Annotated in this window: 15 protein-coding genes; 10 read left to right on the top strand and 5 right to left on the bottom strand. The window is 52.8% G+C overall.

What is annotated here, in order from left to right; translation table 11 throughout:
* Positions 1 to 244: 244 nt before the first annotated feature.
* The 5 genes from HVY19_RS18575 to HVY19_RS18555 form a co-directional block, all read right to left on the bottom strand.
* The gene (locus tag HVY19_RS18575; protein WP_181682073.1) at positions 245 to 877 is read right to left on the bottom strand and encodes a DUF2238 domain-containing protein; all 633 of its coding nucleotides are present in this window, start codon (positions 875 to 877) and stop codon (positions 245 to 247) included.
* 110 nt (positions 878 to 987) lie between these two features.
* On the bottom strand, positions 988 to 2634 hold the full coding sequence (gene fumA, locus HVY19_RS18570) for a class I fumarate hydratase FumA (RefSeq protein WP_181682072.1): 1647 nt from the start codon (positions 2632 to 2634) through the stop codon (positions 988 to 990).
* Between the two features lie 74 nt (positions 2635 to 2708).
* Complete coding sequence (dcuB, locus tag HVY19_RS18565) at positions 2709 to 4049, bottom strand: anaerobic C4-dicarboxylate transporter DcuB (protein WP_181682071.1); 1341 nt, start codon at positions 4047 to 4049, stop codon at positions 2709 to 2711.
* 636 nt (positions 4050 to 4685) lie between these two features.
* A complete protein-coding gene (dcuR, locus tag HVY19_RS18560; RefSeq protein WP_181682070.1) occupies positions 4686 to 5405 on the bottom strand; it encodes a two-component system response regulator DcuR in 720 nt (239 codons plus the stop codon).
* Positions 5402 to 7033 (bottom strand): sensor histidine kinase, encoded by a 1632-nt coding sequence (locus HVY19_RS18555; protein WP_181682069.1) that lies wholly within the window; start codon positions 7031 to 7033, stop codon positions 5402 to 5404. The genes dcuR and HVY19_RS18555 overlap by 4 nt, the downstream gene beginning before the upstream one ends.
* Before the next feature lie 249 nt (positions 7034 to 7282).
* On the opposite strand from HVY19_RS18555, the gene HVY19_RS18550 reads away from it, so the two are divergent.
* The 10 genes from HVY19_RS18550 to HVY19_RS18505 all read left to right on the top strand — a co-directional run bounded on the left by HVY19_RS18550 (position 7283) and on the right by HVY19_RS18505 (position 17882).
* Positions 7283 to 9715 carry a DMSO/selenate family reductase complex A subunit gene (locus HVY19_RS18550; protein ID WP_181682068.1) on the top strand — a complete coding sequence of 811 codons (2433 nt, stop codon included), beginning with the start codon at positions 7283 to 7285 and terminating at the stop codon, positions 9713 to 9715.
* Between the two features lie 11 nt (positions 9716 to 9726).
* A complete protein-coding gene (locus tag HVY19_RS18545; protein WP_181682067.1) occupies positions 9727 to 10353 on the top strand; it encodes a DMSO/selenate family reductase complex B subunit in 627 nt (208 codons plus the stop codon).
* The gene (locus HVY19_RS18540; RefSeq protein WP_181682066.1) at positions 10346 to 11119 is read left to right on the top strand and encodes a DmsC/YnfH family molybdoenzyme membrane anchor subunit; all 774 of its coding nucleotides are present in this window, start codon (positions 10346 to 10348) and stop codon (positions 11117 to 11119) included. Before HVY19_RS18545 ends, HVY19_RS18540 begins: the two co-directional genes overlap by 8 nt.
* Before the next feature lie 107 nt (positions 11120 to 11226).
* Positions 11227 to 11820 carry a molecular chaperone gene (locus tag HVY19_RS18535; RefSeq protein ID WP_181682065.1) on the top strand — a complete coding sequence of 198 codons (594 nt, stop codon included), beginning with the start codon at positions 11227 to 11229 and terminating at the stop codon, positions 11818 to 11820.
* Between the two features lie 32 nt (positions 11821 to 11852).
* Positions 11853 to 12362 carry a ferredoxin-type protein NapF gene (gene napF, locus HVY19_RS18530; RefSeq protein WP_249419092.1) on the top strand — a complete coding sequence of 170 codons (510 nt, stop codon included), beginning with the start codon at positions 11853 to 11855 and terminating at the stop codon, positions 12360 to 12362.
* A 394-nt stretch (positions 12363 to 12756) separates the two neighbouring features.
* The gene (locus tag HVY19_RS18525) at positions 12757 to 13287 is read left to right on the top strand and encodes a fimbrial protein (protein ID WP_181682063.1); all 531 of its coding nucleotides are present in this window, start codon (positions 12757 to 12759) and stop codon (positions 13285 to 13287) included.
* 75 nt (positions 13288 to 13362) lie between these two features.
* The gene (locus tag HVY19_RS18520; RefSeq protein ID WP_181682062.1) at positions 13363 to 13914 is read left to right on the top strand and encodes a fimbrial protein; all 552 of its coding nucleotides are present in this window, start codon (positions 13363 to 13365) and stop codon (positions 13912 to 13914) included.
* A 64-nt stretch (positions 13915 to 13978) separates the two neighbouring features.
* Positions 13979 to 16453: a fimbria/pilus outer membrane usher protein gene (locus HVY19_RS18515; protein WP_181682061.1), complete on the top strand. Its 2475-nt coding sequence runs from the start codon at positions 13979 to 13981 to the stop codon at positions 16451 to 16453.
* A 73-nt stretch (positions 16454 to 16526) separates the two neighbouring features.
* Entirely contained in the window at positions 16527 to 17240 is a 714-nt protein-coding gene (locus HVY19_RS18510) for a molecular chaperone (protein ID WP_181684327.1), read from the top strand.
* Positions 17241 to 17258: 18 nt separating this feature from the next.
* Complete coding sequence (locus tag HVY19_RS18505) at positions 17259 to 17882, top strand: fimbrial protein (protein ID WP_181682060.1); 624 nt, start codon at positions 17259 to 17261, stop codon at positions 17880 to 17882.
* The last annotated feature ends 36 nt before the right edge of the window (positions 17883 to 17918 follow it).

The following is a 17918-nucleotide window of genomic DNA, read 5'->3' as shown; positions in this document are numbered from 1 at the left end:
TACCCGGTTATGGAGGAATGAGTGATGCGCGCAAGTATTAACCTCGAAAAATCAGGTGTAAAGAGGGGGGGAAATGCTGAGTTTTAAAATATACTCTTGAAATTCAGCTTGTTATATCAATATAAGCGTTGGATTATGATGCGTTTTATCGACAGCAGGAATATTTTTGAAGCTGATAGTGATATTGCCGATGGCGCTGCGCTTATCCGGCCTACAGGCGCCACCGGGCAATTGCGGTAATAAATCAGAAAGCCGAAGCTAAATGATGCCTCCTGATCTGACGGCAATGGACGCGCGCCAGCAGGATCACCGTGGTCAATGCACCAAGCAGAGCGCAAAACATATCTGACTGCGTATCCCACTGATCGCCCTGGGTGCCGAGAAAATCATCAGCCCCTTGCCCCATTGCTAAAGCCGCCCACCATTCAATCAGCTCATAAACCGCGCTGATCGCCAGCGCCACGCAGCAGACCAGGAACGCCAGCATCTTTTTGCCGCGAACAATCTTCCCGCGCACGAGGATCTCGCGAGCCACCAACGCAGGAACCAGCCCCTGGAAGAAGTGCCCCAGCTTGTCGTAGGGGTTGCGGCTTAACCCCAGCCACTCCTGGACTTCAAAGCCTACGGGAACTTTAGCGTAGGTGTACATTCCACCCACCATCAGAATGATGGCGTGGAAGAAAATGAGCGTATACAGCAGTGGGGTCAGCGGGTAGCGCCTGGCAGTGGCCAGCAGGAGCGGCACCACAATAATTACCGGAGTAACCTCCATCAGCCAGGTCAGCTTATCGCCCGCAAAGAGGCCGGTATAGACGAGGAGAAGGATCAGAAACAGGGCGCCTGCGTTCAGCAACAGCGGGTTCAGTGTGCGTACCATGTGATTTCACAAGTCATTGGAAAAGACCAATATTCACCGGAATCGAAAAAAATTCAACGATGGACTTTTGCAGACAAGGAAAAGGCCCGGAGGATACCGGGCCGGAAAGGTTATTTCGCGCAGTTTGCGCACTGCTTGCTAAGGATCTGCTGGAAGAAGTCGTTGCCTTTGTCATCCACGAGGATAAACGCCGGGAAGTCTTCCACTTCGATTTTCCAGATCGCTTCCATACCCAGCTCAGGGTACTCAACGCACTCCAGATGCTTAATGCTCTGCTGCGCCAGCACCGCAGCCGGGCCGCCAATGCTCCCCAGATAGAAGCCGCCATGTTTGTGGCAGGCATCGGTCACCTGCTGGCTGCGGTTGCCTTTTGCCAGCATGATCATACTGCCGCCGTGAGATTGCAGCAGATCCACGTAGGAGTCCATGCGGCCCGCGGTAGTCGGCCCCAATGAACCCGACGGATAACCTGCCGGCGTTTTTGCCGGACCCGCGTAATAGATCGGGTGATCTTTAATGTACTGCGGCAGCCCTTCGCCTGAATCGATGCGCTCTTTCAGCTTCGCGTGGGCGATATCGCGGCCCACAATAATGGTCCCGGTCAGCGACAGGCGCGTAGAGACAGGATATTGCGAAAGCTGAGCGAGGATCTCTTTCATCGGACGGTTGAGGTCAACTTTAACCGCTTCACCTTCACCCGCCTGGCGCAGTGACTCAGGAATGTACTGCCCTGGGTTACGTTCCAGTTTTTCGATCCAAATCCCTTTGCGGTTAATTTTCGCTTTGATATTACGGTCGGCAGAACAGGAGACGCCCATGCCTACCGGGCAGGAGGCACCGTGGCGCGGCAGACGAATAACGCGGATGTCATGTGCGAAATATTTCCCGCCGAACTGTGCGCCGAGGCCGAGGTTCTGCGCCTCTTTCAGCAGTTCCTGCTCCAGTTGTACGTCGCGGAACGCCTGTCCGTGCTCGTTCCCTTCCGTTGGCAGGCCATCATAGTAATGGGTGCTGGCGAGCTTCACGGTTTTCAGGGTGCTTTCTGCGGAGGTGCCGCCAATAACAAACGCGATATGGTACGGCGGGCAGGCTGCGGTGCCCAAAGTACGCATCTTATCAACAAGGAAGTTCTTCAGCTTGCCAGGGGTGAGCAGCGCTTTCGTTTCCTGATAAAGATAGGTTTTATTCGCGGAACCGCCGCCTTTGGTCACACAGAGGAATTTGTACTCATCGCCGTCAACGCTATAGAGGTCGATCTGCGCCGGGAGATTGGTGCCGGTGTTGACTTCTTTGTACATATCCAGCGCTGCGTTTTGCGAATAGCGCAGGTTATCTTCGATATATGTGTTGTAAACCCCTTTCGACAGCGCCGCTTCGTCACCGCCGCCGGTCCAGACGCGCTGGCCTTTTTTCCCTACGATGATCGCGGTGCCGGTATCCTGACAGGTCGGCAGAATGCCTTTGGCGGCGATTTCGGAGTTTCTTAAGAATTGCAGCGCGACGTATTTATCGTTTTCGCTGGCTTCGGGGTCATGGAGAATGGAGGCGACTTGCTGTTGGTGTTCAGTGCGGAGCAGGAAAGAGGCGTCGTGGAAGGCTTGCTGTGCCAGCAGCGTCAGGGCTTGCGGCTCAACCTTCAGTATGGACTCTCCTTCAAACTCGCTAACGCTGACGTGGTCGGAAGTGAGTAGGTAATACTCTGTTTTGTCTTCCCCCATCGGGAAAGGCGCCTGGTAAAAGAATTCTTTATTAGACATGTGCTTCCAGCCTGTTGATTATAAATTTTTCGAAGTGACGTGCCGCCCGAAAGCGAGCGGCACGTAAGATACCTTTACAGGAATCCGTACATGGCGGCGAAGATCCAGCCAAATACGCAGGATACGCTCACGCCAATCAAACCTGGCAGGATAAAGCTGTGGTTGATGACGAAGCGACCAATGCGGGTGGTACCGGAACGGTCGAACTGGATTGCAGCCAGATCGCTCGGGTAGGTCGGCAGAATGTAGTAACCGTAGCATGCCGGAGCGGATGCCACGATATAAGCCGGGTCAACGCCGATAGCGAGTGCGACTGGCACGATAGCCGCCAGCGCCGCTGCCTGGGAGTTAACAAATTTAGACACCAGCAGCAGGACAATCGCATACGCCCACGGATACTCTTTCACCATCTCGCCCAGTACGCCCTGGATTTCATCCATATGCGCGCCGAACATGGTTTCTGCCATCCAGGCGATACCATACACCGCCACAATCGCGATCATACCTGAACGGAAAACTTCGTTTTTAGAGATAGATGCGGGGTTGGTTTTGGTAAGGATGATGATTAGCGCACCGGTCAGCAGCATGAACATCTGGATGACCAGCACCATTGACAGCGCTTTGCCGCCAAAGCTCGGGCGCAGCTCGGAGAACGCACCCAGCAGAGCAACGATAGCGATTGAACCCAGGAAGATCCACATTGCCAGCCAGTTGCTTTTCGGCAGTTTTTTATCCAGCAGCGTTGCGGTGTCGCCATACACGTATTCACGGTTTTCCGGAACGGAGATGAATTTCTGGAAGTCTTCGTCTTTATCCAGATCTTTACCACGGAACCAGCTGAAAATACCGATCGCCAGGATACCCAGCAGGGTAGACGGGATGGTAATGGCCAGCAGGTCGAGGAATTCCAGATGTTTGCCTTCAAAGGTAACGTTGCCCAGCATGGCGACCAGTGAAACAACCGCGACTGATACCGGACTGGCGATAATCCCCATTTGCGCGCCGATGGAGCTGGCGGCCATTGGACGTTCCGGACGAATGTTATTTTTAATCGCCACGTCGTAAATGATCGGCAGAATGGTATATACCACGTGACCGGTACCGCAGAGGATGGTCAGGGTACAGGTGACGAACGGCGCAACGATGGAGACGTATTTCGGGTTGCGACGCAGCAGTTTCTCTGCGATTTGCAACATAACGTCCAGACCACCGGAGGCCTGAAGCGTTGCCGAGGCGGCGACCACGGCGATAATGACCAGCATGACGTCTACGGGTGGTTTACCCGGCTGGAGATGGAAAACAAAGACCAGAATAACCAGGCCGATACCGCCTAACAGACCCAGTGCGATACCGCCTTTTCTGGCACCATAAAACAAACAAATTAATATTATGAGAAGTTGTATACTAAATAGCATTTATTTACCCTCGCGATAAACCAGTCAATTTTGATAATTCGATCACAGCCATGGTCTGTTTTTTGTGGTTGATGCAGATCCTGGCGAATAGGCGTTGCGTCAGAAAACGAGAAGCGTCTCCTGACAATAAATAAGAATTTTTCACTGACCTCATGTAAATTCTTAGTTTCTTTTTATCGTGTGTTTCAGAGAGTTAATGTCTCTGGCGATGGGCAGTTTAAAAAAGGAAAGCAGAATCAGGTTCCGTGCTTCTTGTAGTATGTTTATGAAAAATGTGAACATATCATCTGCTCGCAGAAGGTGCTCTTCCTTGAGACGTAGCATCGTTTCCATTGCCACTGTTTCTCTTTTTCTTCTCACTGTCCCTATATTTTTAGACTACTCCTTTGTGATTAAAAATACACAGTCTATAGCGCATAAAATACTTTATTAACTTTTGTTACTGTTTTTGAAATTAAAAACAACGGGTGGTGAGATTAATAATAATTGATTGATATTACAGGTATATTGCAGGAATTGTTGATCCATCGCAATTTATAAAAGTTTTAAAGGAAAATCTTAGTGCTGGTGTTTTTTCATTATTGTTATATTTGTTATCAATATATAACGAAATAACCCCAGACTAAGATTTATCTTCTACTGGCAATATTGCTTAAGTAAAGAATAATGCTCTGCCTGAATACGGTAGCGATAAACGGGACGGCCAGTAACGCCATAATGAATGCTGGTAAACAAAATATGACAATTGACTAACCAGATAAGATATTTCCGGCAGGAGACGCGAGAGATATTTACGGCATTCGCCAGTTCATCGGTTGAAAACTCATAATCCTGATGCGCGTCGATCCACTGACATAATGTACGCAGCGTTTGCGGCGTTAAGCCCTTCGGCAAGCGGCGGGTATCTTGCTCCTGAGAGGCGTTGCCGTGAATAAGCTGATCCAACTCGGACTGCTCAAAATACTGACGCTTGTCCATGTCTCTTTTCTTTTGCAGCCAGCCGGTAAGGGCTTCTTCAAACCGCGAGGCCTGAAACGGTTTGATCAAATAATCAACAACGCCGTAGTGCAGCGAATCCTTAATCGTGACGGCATCGGCGGCCGAAGAGATAACGATGACATCACTTTTGCAGCCAGCGGCATGCAACAGCGGAAGCAGGTCCAGTCCATTCTCTTTCTGAAGGTAGATGTCCAGCAAAATGAGGTCAATATGCGTGTCGCTATTGAAGATCACCTCCTTGGCTTTCTCTAATGTTGAGGCAGTTCCACAGCATTGAAAACCCGGGATCTGTGCGACGTAGCGGCGATTTAATTCCGCAACCATCGCATCGTCATCGATAATAAAGACATTGATCATGTACTGGTCCTCTCCCCATCCCAGGGGATTTGTACAAAAAATTGGGTGAAAACGCCAGGTTCGGATTCCACGTAAATATTGCCACCAAGACTTTCAACTTGTTGTTTGACAAGTGTTAAACCAACGCCACGTTCAGTTCCTTTTGACGAGACGCCTTTATCGAAAATATGGTCAATGTGTTCCGGTGCTATTCCCGGACCGTCGTCGCTGACTTCACAATGTAGCCAGCCATGGCGATAGTATAAGGCGACGCTAATTTCGCCTCCTGGCTGATCGCTTAACGCTTCAATCGCGTTTTCAATCAAATTCCCGAGTACGGTAATCAATACCGTTATCTGATCTTCATTACTGCTTTCCGGTAATTGACTCTCGTTATCAATCACCAACTTGTGACCGGCATCGGATGTGCGATTAATCTTACTGAGTAAAAAGCCCGCGATAATGGGGGATTTTATTTTGCCCAGCAGAGAGCCGATCTCTTCCTGATAGTTGTTAGCTGTCTTAATAATATAGTCTTCGAGTTGCTTATAACTCTTCAAATGCAACAATCCCAGAATCACATGCAATTTATTCATGAATTCGTGGGATCGTTCACGGAGTGCATCGGCGTAGTTCACAATGCCATCCAGGCGCTGTAACAACTGGCGGACTTCGGTCTTATCCCTGAAGGTCGAGATTGCGCCGATAATTTTACCGTTGCTGCGTATCGGAACGGTGTTAATCAGCAACAGCCGCTCTTTGATATTGATCTCTTCGTCGCGAAGGACTGTACCGTCTCGCAGGACTTCCGTCAGATCCACTACCTGCGACCACGCGTGGCTAAGCGACGAAAGCTGTGCGTCATCGCGCGATTTTCGGTAGTTCAGTAACTCCTGGGCGGCTTCATTAATGAGCGTAATTTCGCCGCTGTCATCAACGGCAATGACCCCTTCTTTGATCGATTGCAGCATCGCCTGACGCTGTTCAAAGAGGGTGGAAATCTCATACGGCTCCAGCCCGAACAAGATACGCTTGAGCACTTTCACCAGTACAGCTGTGCCAATCAGTCCCACCAGCACGCCAAAAATAACCGACCAGATGATACTGCCACGGCTGTCGTTGATCTGTTGGGTCACCCGGCTCAGTTCAAGGCCAATCGACACCACCCCTATCTGGCGGTGATTTTCATCATACACAGGAGTAAAGACGCGCAGGGCTTGGGCGAGAAAGCCCCGGTTGATGGCGACGTTCTCTTTCCCATCCAGTGCCAGAAGAATGTCGTCACCTTTAAAGGGTTGCCCAATGCGCTGGGCTTCCGGATGCGAATAGCGGAGGCTTTTCATGTCGGTAACGACGATAAACAGCATGTCGTTTCGTTTGCGCACCGCTTCGGCAATCGCCTGAATACCACTCTCTTGAGGTTTTTTCAGCAATCCCTGACGGATTTCTGGTGAATCCGCCAGCGTACGGGCAACCGCCAGCGCTTTATCCGCCAGCGCGTTGCGCGTCATGTCACTGATCTGGGAAAAGTAGATGAGGTGTACCACCAGCAACACGGAAAACAGCACGGCGCTGACCATCAAAATCACCGTGGTGCCGAGTTTCATCGGCTGTTTTCGTAGCTTGCGGCAGGGCAGGGAGTATCTCATTGTGGTCCTGGTTTCACTGTTCGTGTGGGTATTATCCCCTTTGAAGCGCGTAATTCAAAGGTGGCAGAGAAAATCATTCATTCACCAGATCAATAATCAGAAAATTTTTGCGCTGCCCCTCCGTATCTGAATATTTAATTATGAGATTTTTCGCTTGATCATAGTCAATCGTCTTACATATCTACTCCTTTATGATAGGGACGATTTAAATATTAATAATAACTATGGATGCAATGTGAGAAATAAATAATGGAAATGAAAAAGTGGCTTAATGCGAAATTTTCACGACGAGAGGCGGTGACAAACACCGCGAAATTAGGCGCTGCCGTGGCGCTGAGTAATGCGATTACCTTACCCTTTTCTACCACCGCGCGAGCAGAAAAAGCCGCAGAACTTCCCCCCGCAAACAATGACGAAATCGTCAGGCACAGCGCCTGTCTGGTGAACTGCGGCAGCCGCTGTCCGCTAAAAGTGATTGTGAAAGACGATCGTATCGTCCGTATTGAGCCGGAAGATGCGAAAGACGATGCGGTATTTGGCGAGCACCAGATTCGTCCATGCTTGCGCGGGCGCTCCAGCCGTTGGCGTGTCTACAGTCCGGATCGCATCAAGTATCCGCTGAAGCGGGTAGGCAAACGCGGAGAAGGTAAATTTAAGCGCATTAGCTGGGATGAAGCGACAGCATTTATTGCTGCAGAACTTAAGCGCGTCACCGAAAAATATGGCCGTGAAGCAATTTATTATAATTATCAATCGGGCGCTTATTATCATACTCAGGGAACACCAGCCTGGAAACGGCTGCTCAATCTCACCGGCGGTTATTTAAACTACCATAACACCTATTCCACCGCGCAAATTGCGACGGCAACGCCCTACACCCACGGCGTATATGTCGGCAGCCACTTTACGCAAATTGCCCATTCCGATCTTGTCGTCCTGTTTGGTCTGAATCTTTCAGAAACGCGCATGTCAGGCGGCGGTCAGGTGGAGGAGCTTCGCCGGGCGCTTGAGCAATCAAAAGCCAGGGTGATCATTATCGACCCGCGCTATACCGACTCGGTGATTACCGAACATGCGGAATGGCTGCCGATTCGCCCAACCACCGATGCGGCACTGGTCGCAGGGATGGCCCATACGCTCATCACCGAGCAACTGATTGATGAAGAGCAGGTCAACAAATACTGCGTCGGCTATGACCGCAGCACGCTGCCGGAAGGCGCGGCGGAGAATGCCAGCTATAAAGATTACGTGCTGGGAACAGGCAGCGACGGTATCGCCAAAACCCCGGAATGGGCGGCGGATATCACCGGTATTCCGGCGACGCGCATTCGCCAACTGGCGCGTGAAGTTGCCGCAGCGCGCGCCTGTTATATCTGCCAGGGCTGGGGGCCGCAGCGTCATGCCAACGGTGAGCAAACCGTTCGTGCCATCCAGACGCTGCCTGCATTAACTGGCCATTTCGGACTGCCGGGCACCAACAACGGTAACTGGCCATACGGCACACCTTATGGCGTCCCGCTGTTACCGATTTTGACCAACCCGATCAAAACGTCTATCCCGTGCTATCTGTGGACAGACGCCATCCAGAGTCCGGAGAAAATGACCGCCACCACCATGGGGGTGAAGGGCGCAGAAAAACTGAGTACCGGCATCAAACTGTTTTTCAACCAGGCCGGTAACACCTTGTTGAATCAGCATGGCGAAACCAATCGCACGCGCAAGATCCTTGCGGATGAGTCACTGTGTGAAACCATCATCGTGATTGAAAACCATATGACGCCGAGCGCGAAGTATGCTGACCTCCTGCTGCCGGAAACCAGCTATCTCGAAGCGGAAGATCTGGTCGACAGCTCGTATTCAACGGGCTCGCACAATTACATGATCGCCCTTCAGAAAACGGTCACCCCGATGTGGGAAGTGCGCAGTACTTACGATATCTGTGCCGACATCGCAGGGCATCTGGGGCTGCGCGAACAGTACACCGAGGGGAGAACTCAGGCGCAGTGGGCAGAAACACACTATCAGCAGATTCGTGAAAAACGCGCCTATCTGCCGGAGTGGTCGGTGGCGAAAGAGATGGGCGTGATTGACCAGCAAATCGCCACGGATAAGCAAAGCCTGGCGTTTGCGGATTTCCGCGCCGACGTAGAAGCCAACCCACTGAAGACACCGTCCGGTAAAATTGAAATTTACTCGCAGGCGCTGGCGGATCTGGCACAGGCGTGGACGCTGCCGGAAGGCGACCGCATTCCGGCGGTGCCGGAATTCTGCGAAGTGAAGGAATCTCACCTGAACAAAGTGATGACGGTGAAATATCCGCTGCAACTGAGCGGTTTTCATACCAAGGGCCACACCCATTCCACCTATACCAACGTGCCGATGCTGCATGAAGCGGTACCGGATGAAGTCTGGATCAACCCGCTCGACGCCGAGGCGCGTCAACTGAAATCAGGCGATCTGGTGCATGTCTTTAACGATCGCGGCGTGGTGGCGATCCCGTGCAAAGTGACCCAACGTATTATCCCCGGCGTGGTGGCAATGCCGCAGGGGGCGTGGACTCGACTGGACAGCAAAGGCGTGGACGTGGGCGGGTGCATCAACACCCTGACCAGCCACTTGCCTTCGCCGCTGGCGAAAGGGAATCCGCAGCATACCAATCTGGTTGAAATCAAACGCGCTTAAGGAGCCGCCACATGAAACAGTATGGTTTTTACGTAGACTCCTCGCGCTGCTCAGGGTGTAAAACCTGTCAGGTTAGCTGCAAGGATAATAAAGATCTGGACGTCGGTCCGAAGCTCCGCCGCGTATATGAATATGGCGGCGGTAGCTGGGTAAAAGAGGGGAATAGCTGGCATAACGACACCTTTACCTACTATCTCTCTATCGCCTGTAACCACTGCGATGATCCGGTGTGTGTGTCCGGTTGCCCAACCGGCGCGATGCACAAGCGTGAAGAAGATGGTCTGGTGCTGGTGAATGACAGCGTTTGTGTGGGCTGCCGTTACTGCGAAATGCGCTGTCCGTACGGCGCGCCGCAGTTCGATGCGCAGGCAAAAGTGATGCGTAAATGCGACGGCTGTCTCGACAGACTGCAGCAAAATCTGCGCCCGATTTGCGTAGATTCCTGCCCGCAGCGTGCGCTGGATTTCGGCCCGATTGACGAATTACGGGCGAAATATGGTACTGAAAATGAGATTGCACCGCTGCCAGCCGCGTCATTCACCCATCCGAACCTGATTATCAAGCCGCATCCGAAGGCCAGGCCGACGGGCGACAAGGAAGGCGCCATTGTGAATAACGGGGAGGTGCGTCATGCATGAGTTACCACTGGTCTTTTTCACTGTCTTTACTCAGAGCGCGGTCGGGGCGTTTGTATTGTTGCTGATTGGCGGCACTCTGGGACAGATCGAGGCGCGGCGAATGGCGGTCGGGCTGTTTTGCGCGATGTGTCTGTTCGGTATTGGCGTGGTGTTAGGGATTTTCCACGTCGGCCAGCCGCTGCGCGCGTTGAATATGCTGCTTCGTGTAGGGCATTCACCGATGAGCAACGAAATTGCGTTGTCGGCAGCGTTTGCTGCGCTTGGCGGCCTGGGCTCTCTCGGACTGCTAATCAGCCGTGGCACGAACGGGCTGTGTAAAGCACTGGTATGGCTGGCGGCGGCAGTCGGCGTGGTCTTTATCCTGGCGATCCCGCAGATTTACCAGCTACCGACGGTAGTGACGTGGCGTTCCTCTTACACCACGGTGATGATGATCCTGACGGCACTGATTGGCGGCGGAATGCTGGCAGCGCTATTTGGCCTGCGTCTGGGGCTGTTGGTTAGCGTACTGGCGATCCTGGTCAGCTTCTGCCTGCGTTCAGGGTATATATCGACGCTTATGAGTGCGGATGGCGTGTTAACTGCCGCGCAAACAAACTGGTTTACCGCACAGGCTGCGCTGCTGGCGCTGGGCATTGTTGGGGTTGTGATCTGGGTACGTCTGAAGGCGAATCCGGCGATCCTCGCGGTGACGGCAGTGGCAGTTATCGCCGCTGAACTGGTTGGCCGAATTGCGTTCTACAACCTGTGGACGTTGCCGATGTAACCTAACATCGCCGGATAGCGGCTTGCGCCTTATCCGGCCTACAGGTCCATCACCCCGTAGGCCTGATAAGCGTAGCGCCATCAGGCATAAATTCAGGAGTTTCCCACATGACCCCCAGTGCTGTCTTACCGCGCATCTTCGGTGCACTGTTTTATTACTCTCCGCAAAGGCCCGAGGTGAAGGCGCTTTTCGACTGTCTGCCAACGCTGCCAGAGCTTTATCCCTGGCGCGACGTGCAGAAAATAGCGCACCTTTGTGCTGACTGGCCTGTGCCGGATGAGGCCGCGTTCGCCTGGCAATTTTCCGTCCTGTTTGAAGGTCAGGGTGAAATGCCGGTGCCGCCGTGGGGCTCCGTGTATCTGGAAAAAGATAATCTGCTGATGGGTGAAACAACGGCAGAGTACCGCCAGTTTTTACGTGCGCAGGGTATGGTTTTTGAGACGCAACAAAAAGAACCTGAAGATCAGTTCGGCCTGATGCTCCTCGCCTTTAGCGCGCTGTTAGAGGCGGGCAACGACGCTGCGGCAAATCAGCTTTTCGCTGAGCACCTGCTCCCGTGGGGATACCGGTATCTTGAACGGTTGCAGGATAACGCCATCAGTCCCTTCTATGCCCGTCTGGCCGCCGTGGCTACCTGCTATTTACAGGATGTTGTGCACCAGCAGGGGCTGAAGCCGACAGTCAGACGGCTGTTTTTCTGATGGGCAAATCGGAAAAATATTATCAGGAACTCATGACCCACCGACACGTCAGTCGGCGTGGGCTGTTTCGTGCGTTTGTCAGCGCGGCGAAACAGTCGACCCCGCAGACATCGTCTTCTCATCCCGTTCATCCTTTGCCGCCGGGTGCTCTCCCGGATGCGCAATTTCGGCGCCAGTGTACGCAGTGCAACGCGTGCATTGAGGCTTGCCCGATGGGTATTTTGCAGCAGCACGATGATGGTTTTCCCCAGTTGGCAATTGAGTATGCCAGCTGTGATGGCTGCGGTTTGTGTATCGCTGCCTGTGAGCCGCAAGCGCTCCGGCCGCAGAGCCGCTTTGACACCGCGTTACGTCCTGTTTTCAGTAATGCCTGTCTGAATCCAACCCGGCCATGCCATCAGTGCGCCGAGCATTGTCCGGAGCTGGCCTGCACATTTGACCACGCGGGAATACCCATGGTGGATACTGAACGCTGTAACGGCTGCGGTGAGTGTCTGGTTCAATGTGATGTAGAAGCGGTGCGTCTGGAATTACGCAGCTAAATTAAAAAATTTCCAATATTTCCAGTTTCAGCTATATTTTATGAAATATCTTAATGTTCATTTTCTGCTGTTTCTAATTTCCCCGGAAAATCCCTCTCGCTATTAAGATTATTCACACCGCTTCGCGAGATATAAATCTGCCGTTCTTATTCCTGCGAGTTAACAATGCGTATGTATTCCACAGCAAACGTAGTGCTTTGTGGTGAAATTTTCCTTTGCTAGCATTTCAATCAGTTCAAGGGAGTGGCGCTAATTAATGCTGAACCATACAGGGTTAATTAATACCAGGACGTTACCGGAACAAAACAGAGAGTTGTTAGTAACCAAGCGAAATAACGATCGCGACATAATGACTCTTTATTTCTCAGGATATTGGTACAAACAGGAAATTGTTATGAAAATGAATAAAGTTGCTATTGCTGTTGCTTTCACTGCTGCGCTGGGTTCTATGTCTGTTTTAGCTGACACGACAAATGGCCAGATCGAATTCCAGGGTGAACTGGTGAATACCGCATGTGGCCTGGCACCAGGTTCCAGCCCGGTGACCGTTGATTTTGGTCAGGTTCCTGTTTCTGCACTGGCTAACGGTGCCCGTGCGGGTAACGTACATCAGAACATCGAACTGCAGCACTGTGACACCACCGTTGCGACCTCCGCTGTTGTCGCCTACAACCCAACCAGCATCAACCCAGGTGATGCAACGCTGGCTGCGTTCACTTCTGGTACAGCTTCCGGTGCCGGTATCGGCCTGCGTGACAGCGCCAGCCAGGATGTGGTTTGGGGCCAGGGTACTACAGCAGTTCAGCTGGTTAACGGCACTAACACCATTCCGTTTGTTGCCTACCTGAAAGCTGACAACGCTGCCAACACCGTGATGGCTGGTGCATTCCAGTCAACGGTTAACTTCGAGATTACTTACCAGTAATTGTGCAGAAGTGCTGAGTGCGGGAGCAAATCCCGCACTTATTTATCGGTATGAATGGAACCAGGGAGCGATGGAATGAAATTAAGCAACGCACTGACATTGCCGCTTTATTTGTGTGCCCTAGTCGGCTTTACGTCTGCTGCAGCCCCCTCTACCGTGACGATGGGTAAATTTGCCATGAGCGGTGAGCTGATTGAAGCGGCATGCAGTATCGATCCTAACACACGCGACGTGGAGGTTGAGTTCGGCGAAGTCTCCGCCAGCCTGATTAACCGCAACGATGAAGGGAATATCACGCGCCCATTCCGGGTTCGCCTTATCGGATGTTCCATGGTGAAAAGAGGCAACGATGGTTCGCTTTATCCTTATGCCAGGGTCACCTTTTTAGGAAGTGCTGCGGCATCTGATCCAACCGCGTTAATCATTAACGGTGAAGCCGATGGATTTGGCATCCGTTTACGTGACAGTCAGGGGGAAATATTAACGATTGGCCAACCCTCGCCGGGATACGAACTGAGCGAGAAGGATAACGATTTACAATTTTCCGCATCACTGGTGCCGATTGATCAATATATCAAGGCCGGCGAGTTCACTGCGGTTGCTCAATTTTTCATGGACTACAACTAACACAATAAAAATAGCGTGGCGGGACGCAGGACGTTTTTAACGGATTTATTCGGGACGAAAAATCATGTCGGTTAAATTAAAAACTAAAATCACCATCATTGCACTTCAGGTCATGAGTTGCTGTTACTCAGCGACGACATGGGCTGAAGATAGCGTGGAATTTAATACCGATGTCCTGGATGCTGCGGATCGTACTCGAATTGATCTGACGCGCTTTGCGACAGATAACTATATTACCCCTGGCGATTACCTGCTGGATATCCGTATTAACGGGCAACCGGTCGGCCAGGAGAAAATTCGTTACATCGACTCCCCTGAAGGCAAGCGCACGCTGCCGTGCATCAACGGCGATCTGCTGGACAAGCTGGCGCTGAAAGAAGAGGCGCGCCTTCAGGTTACTCAGGTTTACGAAAACTGCTACTCGCTGCAAAGTTTACCTGGGGCAAAGTTAACCAACTACGCCGGGGTGCTGGAAATCACCGTGCCCCAGGCCTGGATGAAGTACAACGATCCTAACTGGACGCCGCCTGAACGCTGGGACGAAGGGGTCGCAGGGCTTATTTTTGACTACAGCCTGAACGGACAGTTAACTCGCCAGTTTAATGACAACGAAAACTACAGTTCGATTTCCGGCTATGGACAGGCAGGAGCCAACATCGGCGGCTGGCGCGTGCGCGGCGAGTACCAGACCAGCTATTACAGCCAGAACCATCAGTTTGATTTCGAATGGAATCAGATTTACGCCTATCGTCCGCTGCCGATGATGGCGGCGAAACTGACGCTCGGTGAGATCTACCTCAACTCACAGGTGTTTGACACGGTGCGCTTCACCGGGGCCAACCTCGCCAGCGACGAGCGGATGCTGCCGCCGGCATTACAGGGTTATGCTCCTGAAATTCATGGTATTGCCCGCACCAACGCTAAAGTCACGGTCAGCCAGAGCGGACGGGTGATTTACGAAACGACCGTACCTGCCGGGCCGTTCAACATTCAGGATTTGCGCAGTTCAGTACGCGGCGTGCTCGATGTGCGGGTGGAGGAACAGGATGGTTCCGTCTCTACTTTCCAGGTCAACACCGCCAATATTCCTTACCTCACGCGTCCGGGCTACGTACGCTACAACATTTCTGGCGGTACGCCTTCACGTTATAACCACACGCTTCAGGGGCCAACTTTCGTTTCCGGTGATTTCTCCTGGGGTGTGACCAACGCCTGGTCGCTGTACGGCGGCTTGCAGTCCTCGGGCGAAGAGTACACCGCCGTGGCGCTGGGTATCGGCCGTGATTTAAGCGCCTTTGGCGCGATTTCTGTGGACGCCACGGAGTCATGGAGCCGCGAGCCAGACGGCGAACGTCTGAAAGGCACCTCTTACAAACTGAGCTACGCCAAAACGTTTGATGACTACAACAGCTCCATCACCTTCGCGGGCTATCGCTTCTCGCAGGAAGATTTCCGCACGATGGCGCAATACCTCGACGAGCGTTATCAGGGCTATGACCATATCGGCCGGGAAAAAGAGCTCTACACCATCACCGGTAATAAAACGTTCTGGGCCGATGATCCCAGCATGGCAACCACCGTTTTTCTCACCTGGACGCACCAGAACTACTGGGACAGACGCAGCCAGGATCGTTACGGCATGTCGATGGGACGTTCTTTCCGTATAGGCGCCATCAGCGGTATCACGGCTAACCTTTCTGCCTACCGTACCGACTACAAAGGGCGCAAGGATGACTCCATCTCTTTCTCCCTCTCCGTGCCGATTGGCGACAACAAGTGGGCGGGGCTGGATGTTCAGACCAACAACGGCAGAACCAGCCCGATGGCGTCGTACACCGACAACAGCGATTACAACAACCTGTGGCGTATTCGTGCAGGCGCCAGCCAGGACGGCAACGTGAGCGTCGATGGCTACTACCAGCATCGTTCACAACTTGCCGAAATCAACACCAACGCCAGCTACCAGCAAAACGAGTACATGGCGCTGAGCACGACTCTGCGCGGCGGCTTTACCGCCACCCGGCATGGCGCGGCGATGCACAACAGCGGCGCGACGATCAATACCGCCCGCGTAATGGTGGATACCAACGGCATTGGTGGCGTGCCGCTCAACGGCGAGAAGTCGCGAACCAACCGTTTCGGCATCGCCGTCGTACCGGATGTGGTGAGTTACAACAGCTTCGATACCCGCGTGGATGTGGATGCGATGGCCAACGATATCGAACCGTCAAAAGCCATCAGCACGACGACTCTCACCGAAGGGGCCATTGGTTACCAGGCCTTCGGTATGGCGAAAGGGATGAAGATGATGGGCACTCTGCGCCTTGCCGACGGAAGCGTACCGCCGTTTGGCGCAGAAATTTACAACGCCGATGGCGTCAGCGTCGCGATGGTTCTGGAAGACGGGCAGGCCTGGCTTGCGGGTGTGAACGCCAACGAAACACTGAACGTGATGTGGGGCGGGAAGCAGCAGTGCAAGGTCACGATACCGCCCGGCGCGGAGGGTTCACGTCCGGACACATTATTGCCGTGTCGTTAAGCGCAGCAAGAACGAGTTATCTCACTGTAATAAAAGGCCAAAAATGAGCAAGAAAAGACATAACGGATACCTGATGGCGGCGTTGGTGCTGGGTACGATTGCGGGCCATGCGCAAGCGGGGGTCTCCCTGGATCGTACTCGCGTCATTATTACGGAAAAAGATGCATCGTCGAGTGCGAATCTGTCTAACACCAGCCCAGAGATCCCTTTCCTGGCGCAATCGTGGGTGGAAGACGAGAACGGTAAAAAAATCACGTCGCCGCTGATTGTGTTACCGCCGTTACAGCGGATCAACGGTGGGCAGAAAGGGATCGCACGCGTGACCAAAACGGCAGGCATTGAGAAGCTGCCGCAGGATCGCGAGAGCCTGTTTTACCTCAACGTCAGAGAGATCCCGCCGAAGCCGGATAAGCCGAACACGTTGCAGTTAGCCATGCAGTCGCGCATCAAATTGTTTTACCGCCCGGCAGCCGTGATCCCGAAGAGTAAAAGCGAAGTCTGGCAGGACCAGGTGGTCTTCCATAAAAACGGCAACCAGATGACCGCCCAAAACCCGACGCCTTACTACATCACGATCCTTGGGCTGTCGAAAGGCGCCGGACAGAAGATCACCCGTTTCCCGGGGATCATGATTGCACCAAAGTCCAGTCAGCAGTTTGCGGTGACGGAAGGCGGTGTAGGCCAGTTCTCCATGATGTACGTGAATGATTATGGCGGCCATCCGGAACTGAAATATCGTTGCGATGGCAATACCTGTAAAGCGTTGCCGCCTGCACAGCAGGGCTAATCAAGAAGGAACCTGACAATGCAAAATCCTTTTCCCTATGTTGCCCTTCTGGCGCTGGGCGTCGCGTTTCAAAGCTGGGCGGATGTTCCGGCGCAGTCCCAACATCGCGCTCAGGGTCATGCCAGTGAAGATAGCGGCATTGTCCGGTTTCACGGCTCGGTTTTCGCCTCTCCTTGTGTGCTGATGACGCAGGGACGTATTCAGGACGTCGAGATGGGTGAGATCAGCGCCCAGCGCTTTCGTCAGGCCGGAGATCGCAGTGAGCCCGTGCGCTTCAAGGTCTATCTGAAAGATTGTCTGAAGGGCGCATCACAAGGGCGCAGAAGCATTGCCTCTCGTACCACCGGTAACGACTGGCGCGCCTACAGCACCGGCGAGCAGGCGGTACAGATGTCGTTTGTTGGCGAACCGGATGTCAATAATTCCCAGTTGTTACAAACCACGGGCAGTTCGCGCGGCGCAGGCGTGCGTTTGCTGGACCACGGTGGAAATGCGCTTAATGTGGGGCAGACCCACGCTCCCTGGCTGATTAATCCTGGGGACAGTGAAATGAATTTTATGGCTTCGCTGGAATCAACCGGGCAACACGTCAGCGCCGGTGATTTTCACAGCCTGGTTCGCCTGAAAATGGAGTATCAGTGATGAAATTGTCTGGCCTGTTATGCCGAAAAACGCCTG

It is taken from the genome of Citrobacter sp. RHB25-C09 (assembly GCF_013836145.1).
GTDB lineage: Bacteria > Pseudomonadota > Gammaproteobacteria > Enterobacterales > Enterobacteriaceae > Citrobacter_A.
This window is presented reverse-complemented; position numbering and strand designations above follow the sequence as displayed.

Excerpts from the sequence above, each read along its gene's own strand:
- HVY19_RS18575 (WP_181682073.1), bottom strand. The coding sequence starts at position 877 with ATGGTACGCACACTGAACCCGCTGTTGCTGAACGCAGGCGCCCTGTTT.
- HVY19_RS18535 (WP_181682065.1), top strand. The coding sequence starts at position 11,227 with ATGACCCCCAGTGCTGTCTTACCGCGCATCTTCGGTGCACTGTTTTAT.
- HVY19_RS18510 (WP_181684327.1), top strand. The coding sequence starts at position 16,527 with ATGGCGGCGTTGGTGCTGGGTACGATTGCGGGCCATGCGCAAGCGGGG.
- dcuB (WP_181682071.1), bottom strand. The coding sequence starts at position 4,049 with ATGCTATTTAGTATACAACTTCTCATAATATTAATTTGTTTGTTTTAT.
- HVY19_RS18545 (WP_181682067.1), top strand. The coding sequence starts at position 9,727 with ATGAAACAGTATGGTTTTTACGTAGACTCCTCGCGCTGCTCAGGGTGT.
- HVY19_RS18525 (WP_181682063.1), top strand. The coding sequence starts at position 12,757 with ATGAAAATGAATAAAGTTGCTATTGCTGTTGCTTTCACTGCTGCGCTG.
- napF (WP_249419092.1), top strand. The coding sequence starts at position 11,853 with ATGACCCACCGACACGTCAGTCGGCGTGGGCTGTTTCGTGCGTTTGTC.
- HVY19_RS18520 (WP_181682062.1), top strand. The coding sequence starts at position 13,363 with ATGAAATTAAGCAACGCACTGACATTGCCGCTTTATTTGTGTGCCCTA.
- HVY19_RS18515 (WP_181682061.1), top strand. The coding sequence starts at position 13,979 with ATGTCGGTTAAATTAAAAACTAAAATCACCATCATTGCACTTCAGGTC.
- HVY19_RS18555 (WP_181682069.1), bottom strand. The coding sequence starts at position 7,033 with ATGAGATACTCCCTGCCCTGCCGCAAGCTACGAAAACAGCCGATGAAA.
- fumA (WP_181682072.1), bottom strand. The coding sequence starts at position 2,634 with ATGTCTAATAAAGAATTCTTTTACCAGGCGCCTTTCCCGATGGGGGAA.
- HVY19_RS18505 (WP_181682060.1), top strand. The coding sequence starts at position 17,259 with ATGCAAAATCCTTTTCCCTATGTTGCCCTTCTGGCGCTGGGCGTCGCG.
- HVY19_RS18550 (WP_181682068.1), top strand. The coding sequence starts at position 7,283 with ATGGAAATGAAAAAGTGGCTTAATGCGAAATTTTCACGACGAGAGGCG.
- dcuR (WP_181682070.1), bottom strand. The coding sequence starts at position 5,405 with ATGATCAATGTCTTTATTATCGATGACGATGCGATGGTTGCGGAATTA.
- HVY19_RS18540 (WP_181682066.1), top strand. The coding sequence starts at position 10,346 with ATGCATGAGTTACCACTGGTCTTTTTCACTGTCTTTACTCAGAGCGCG.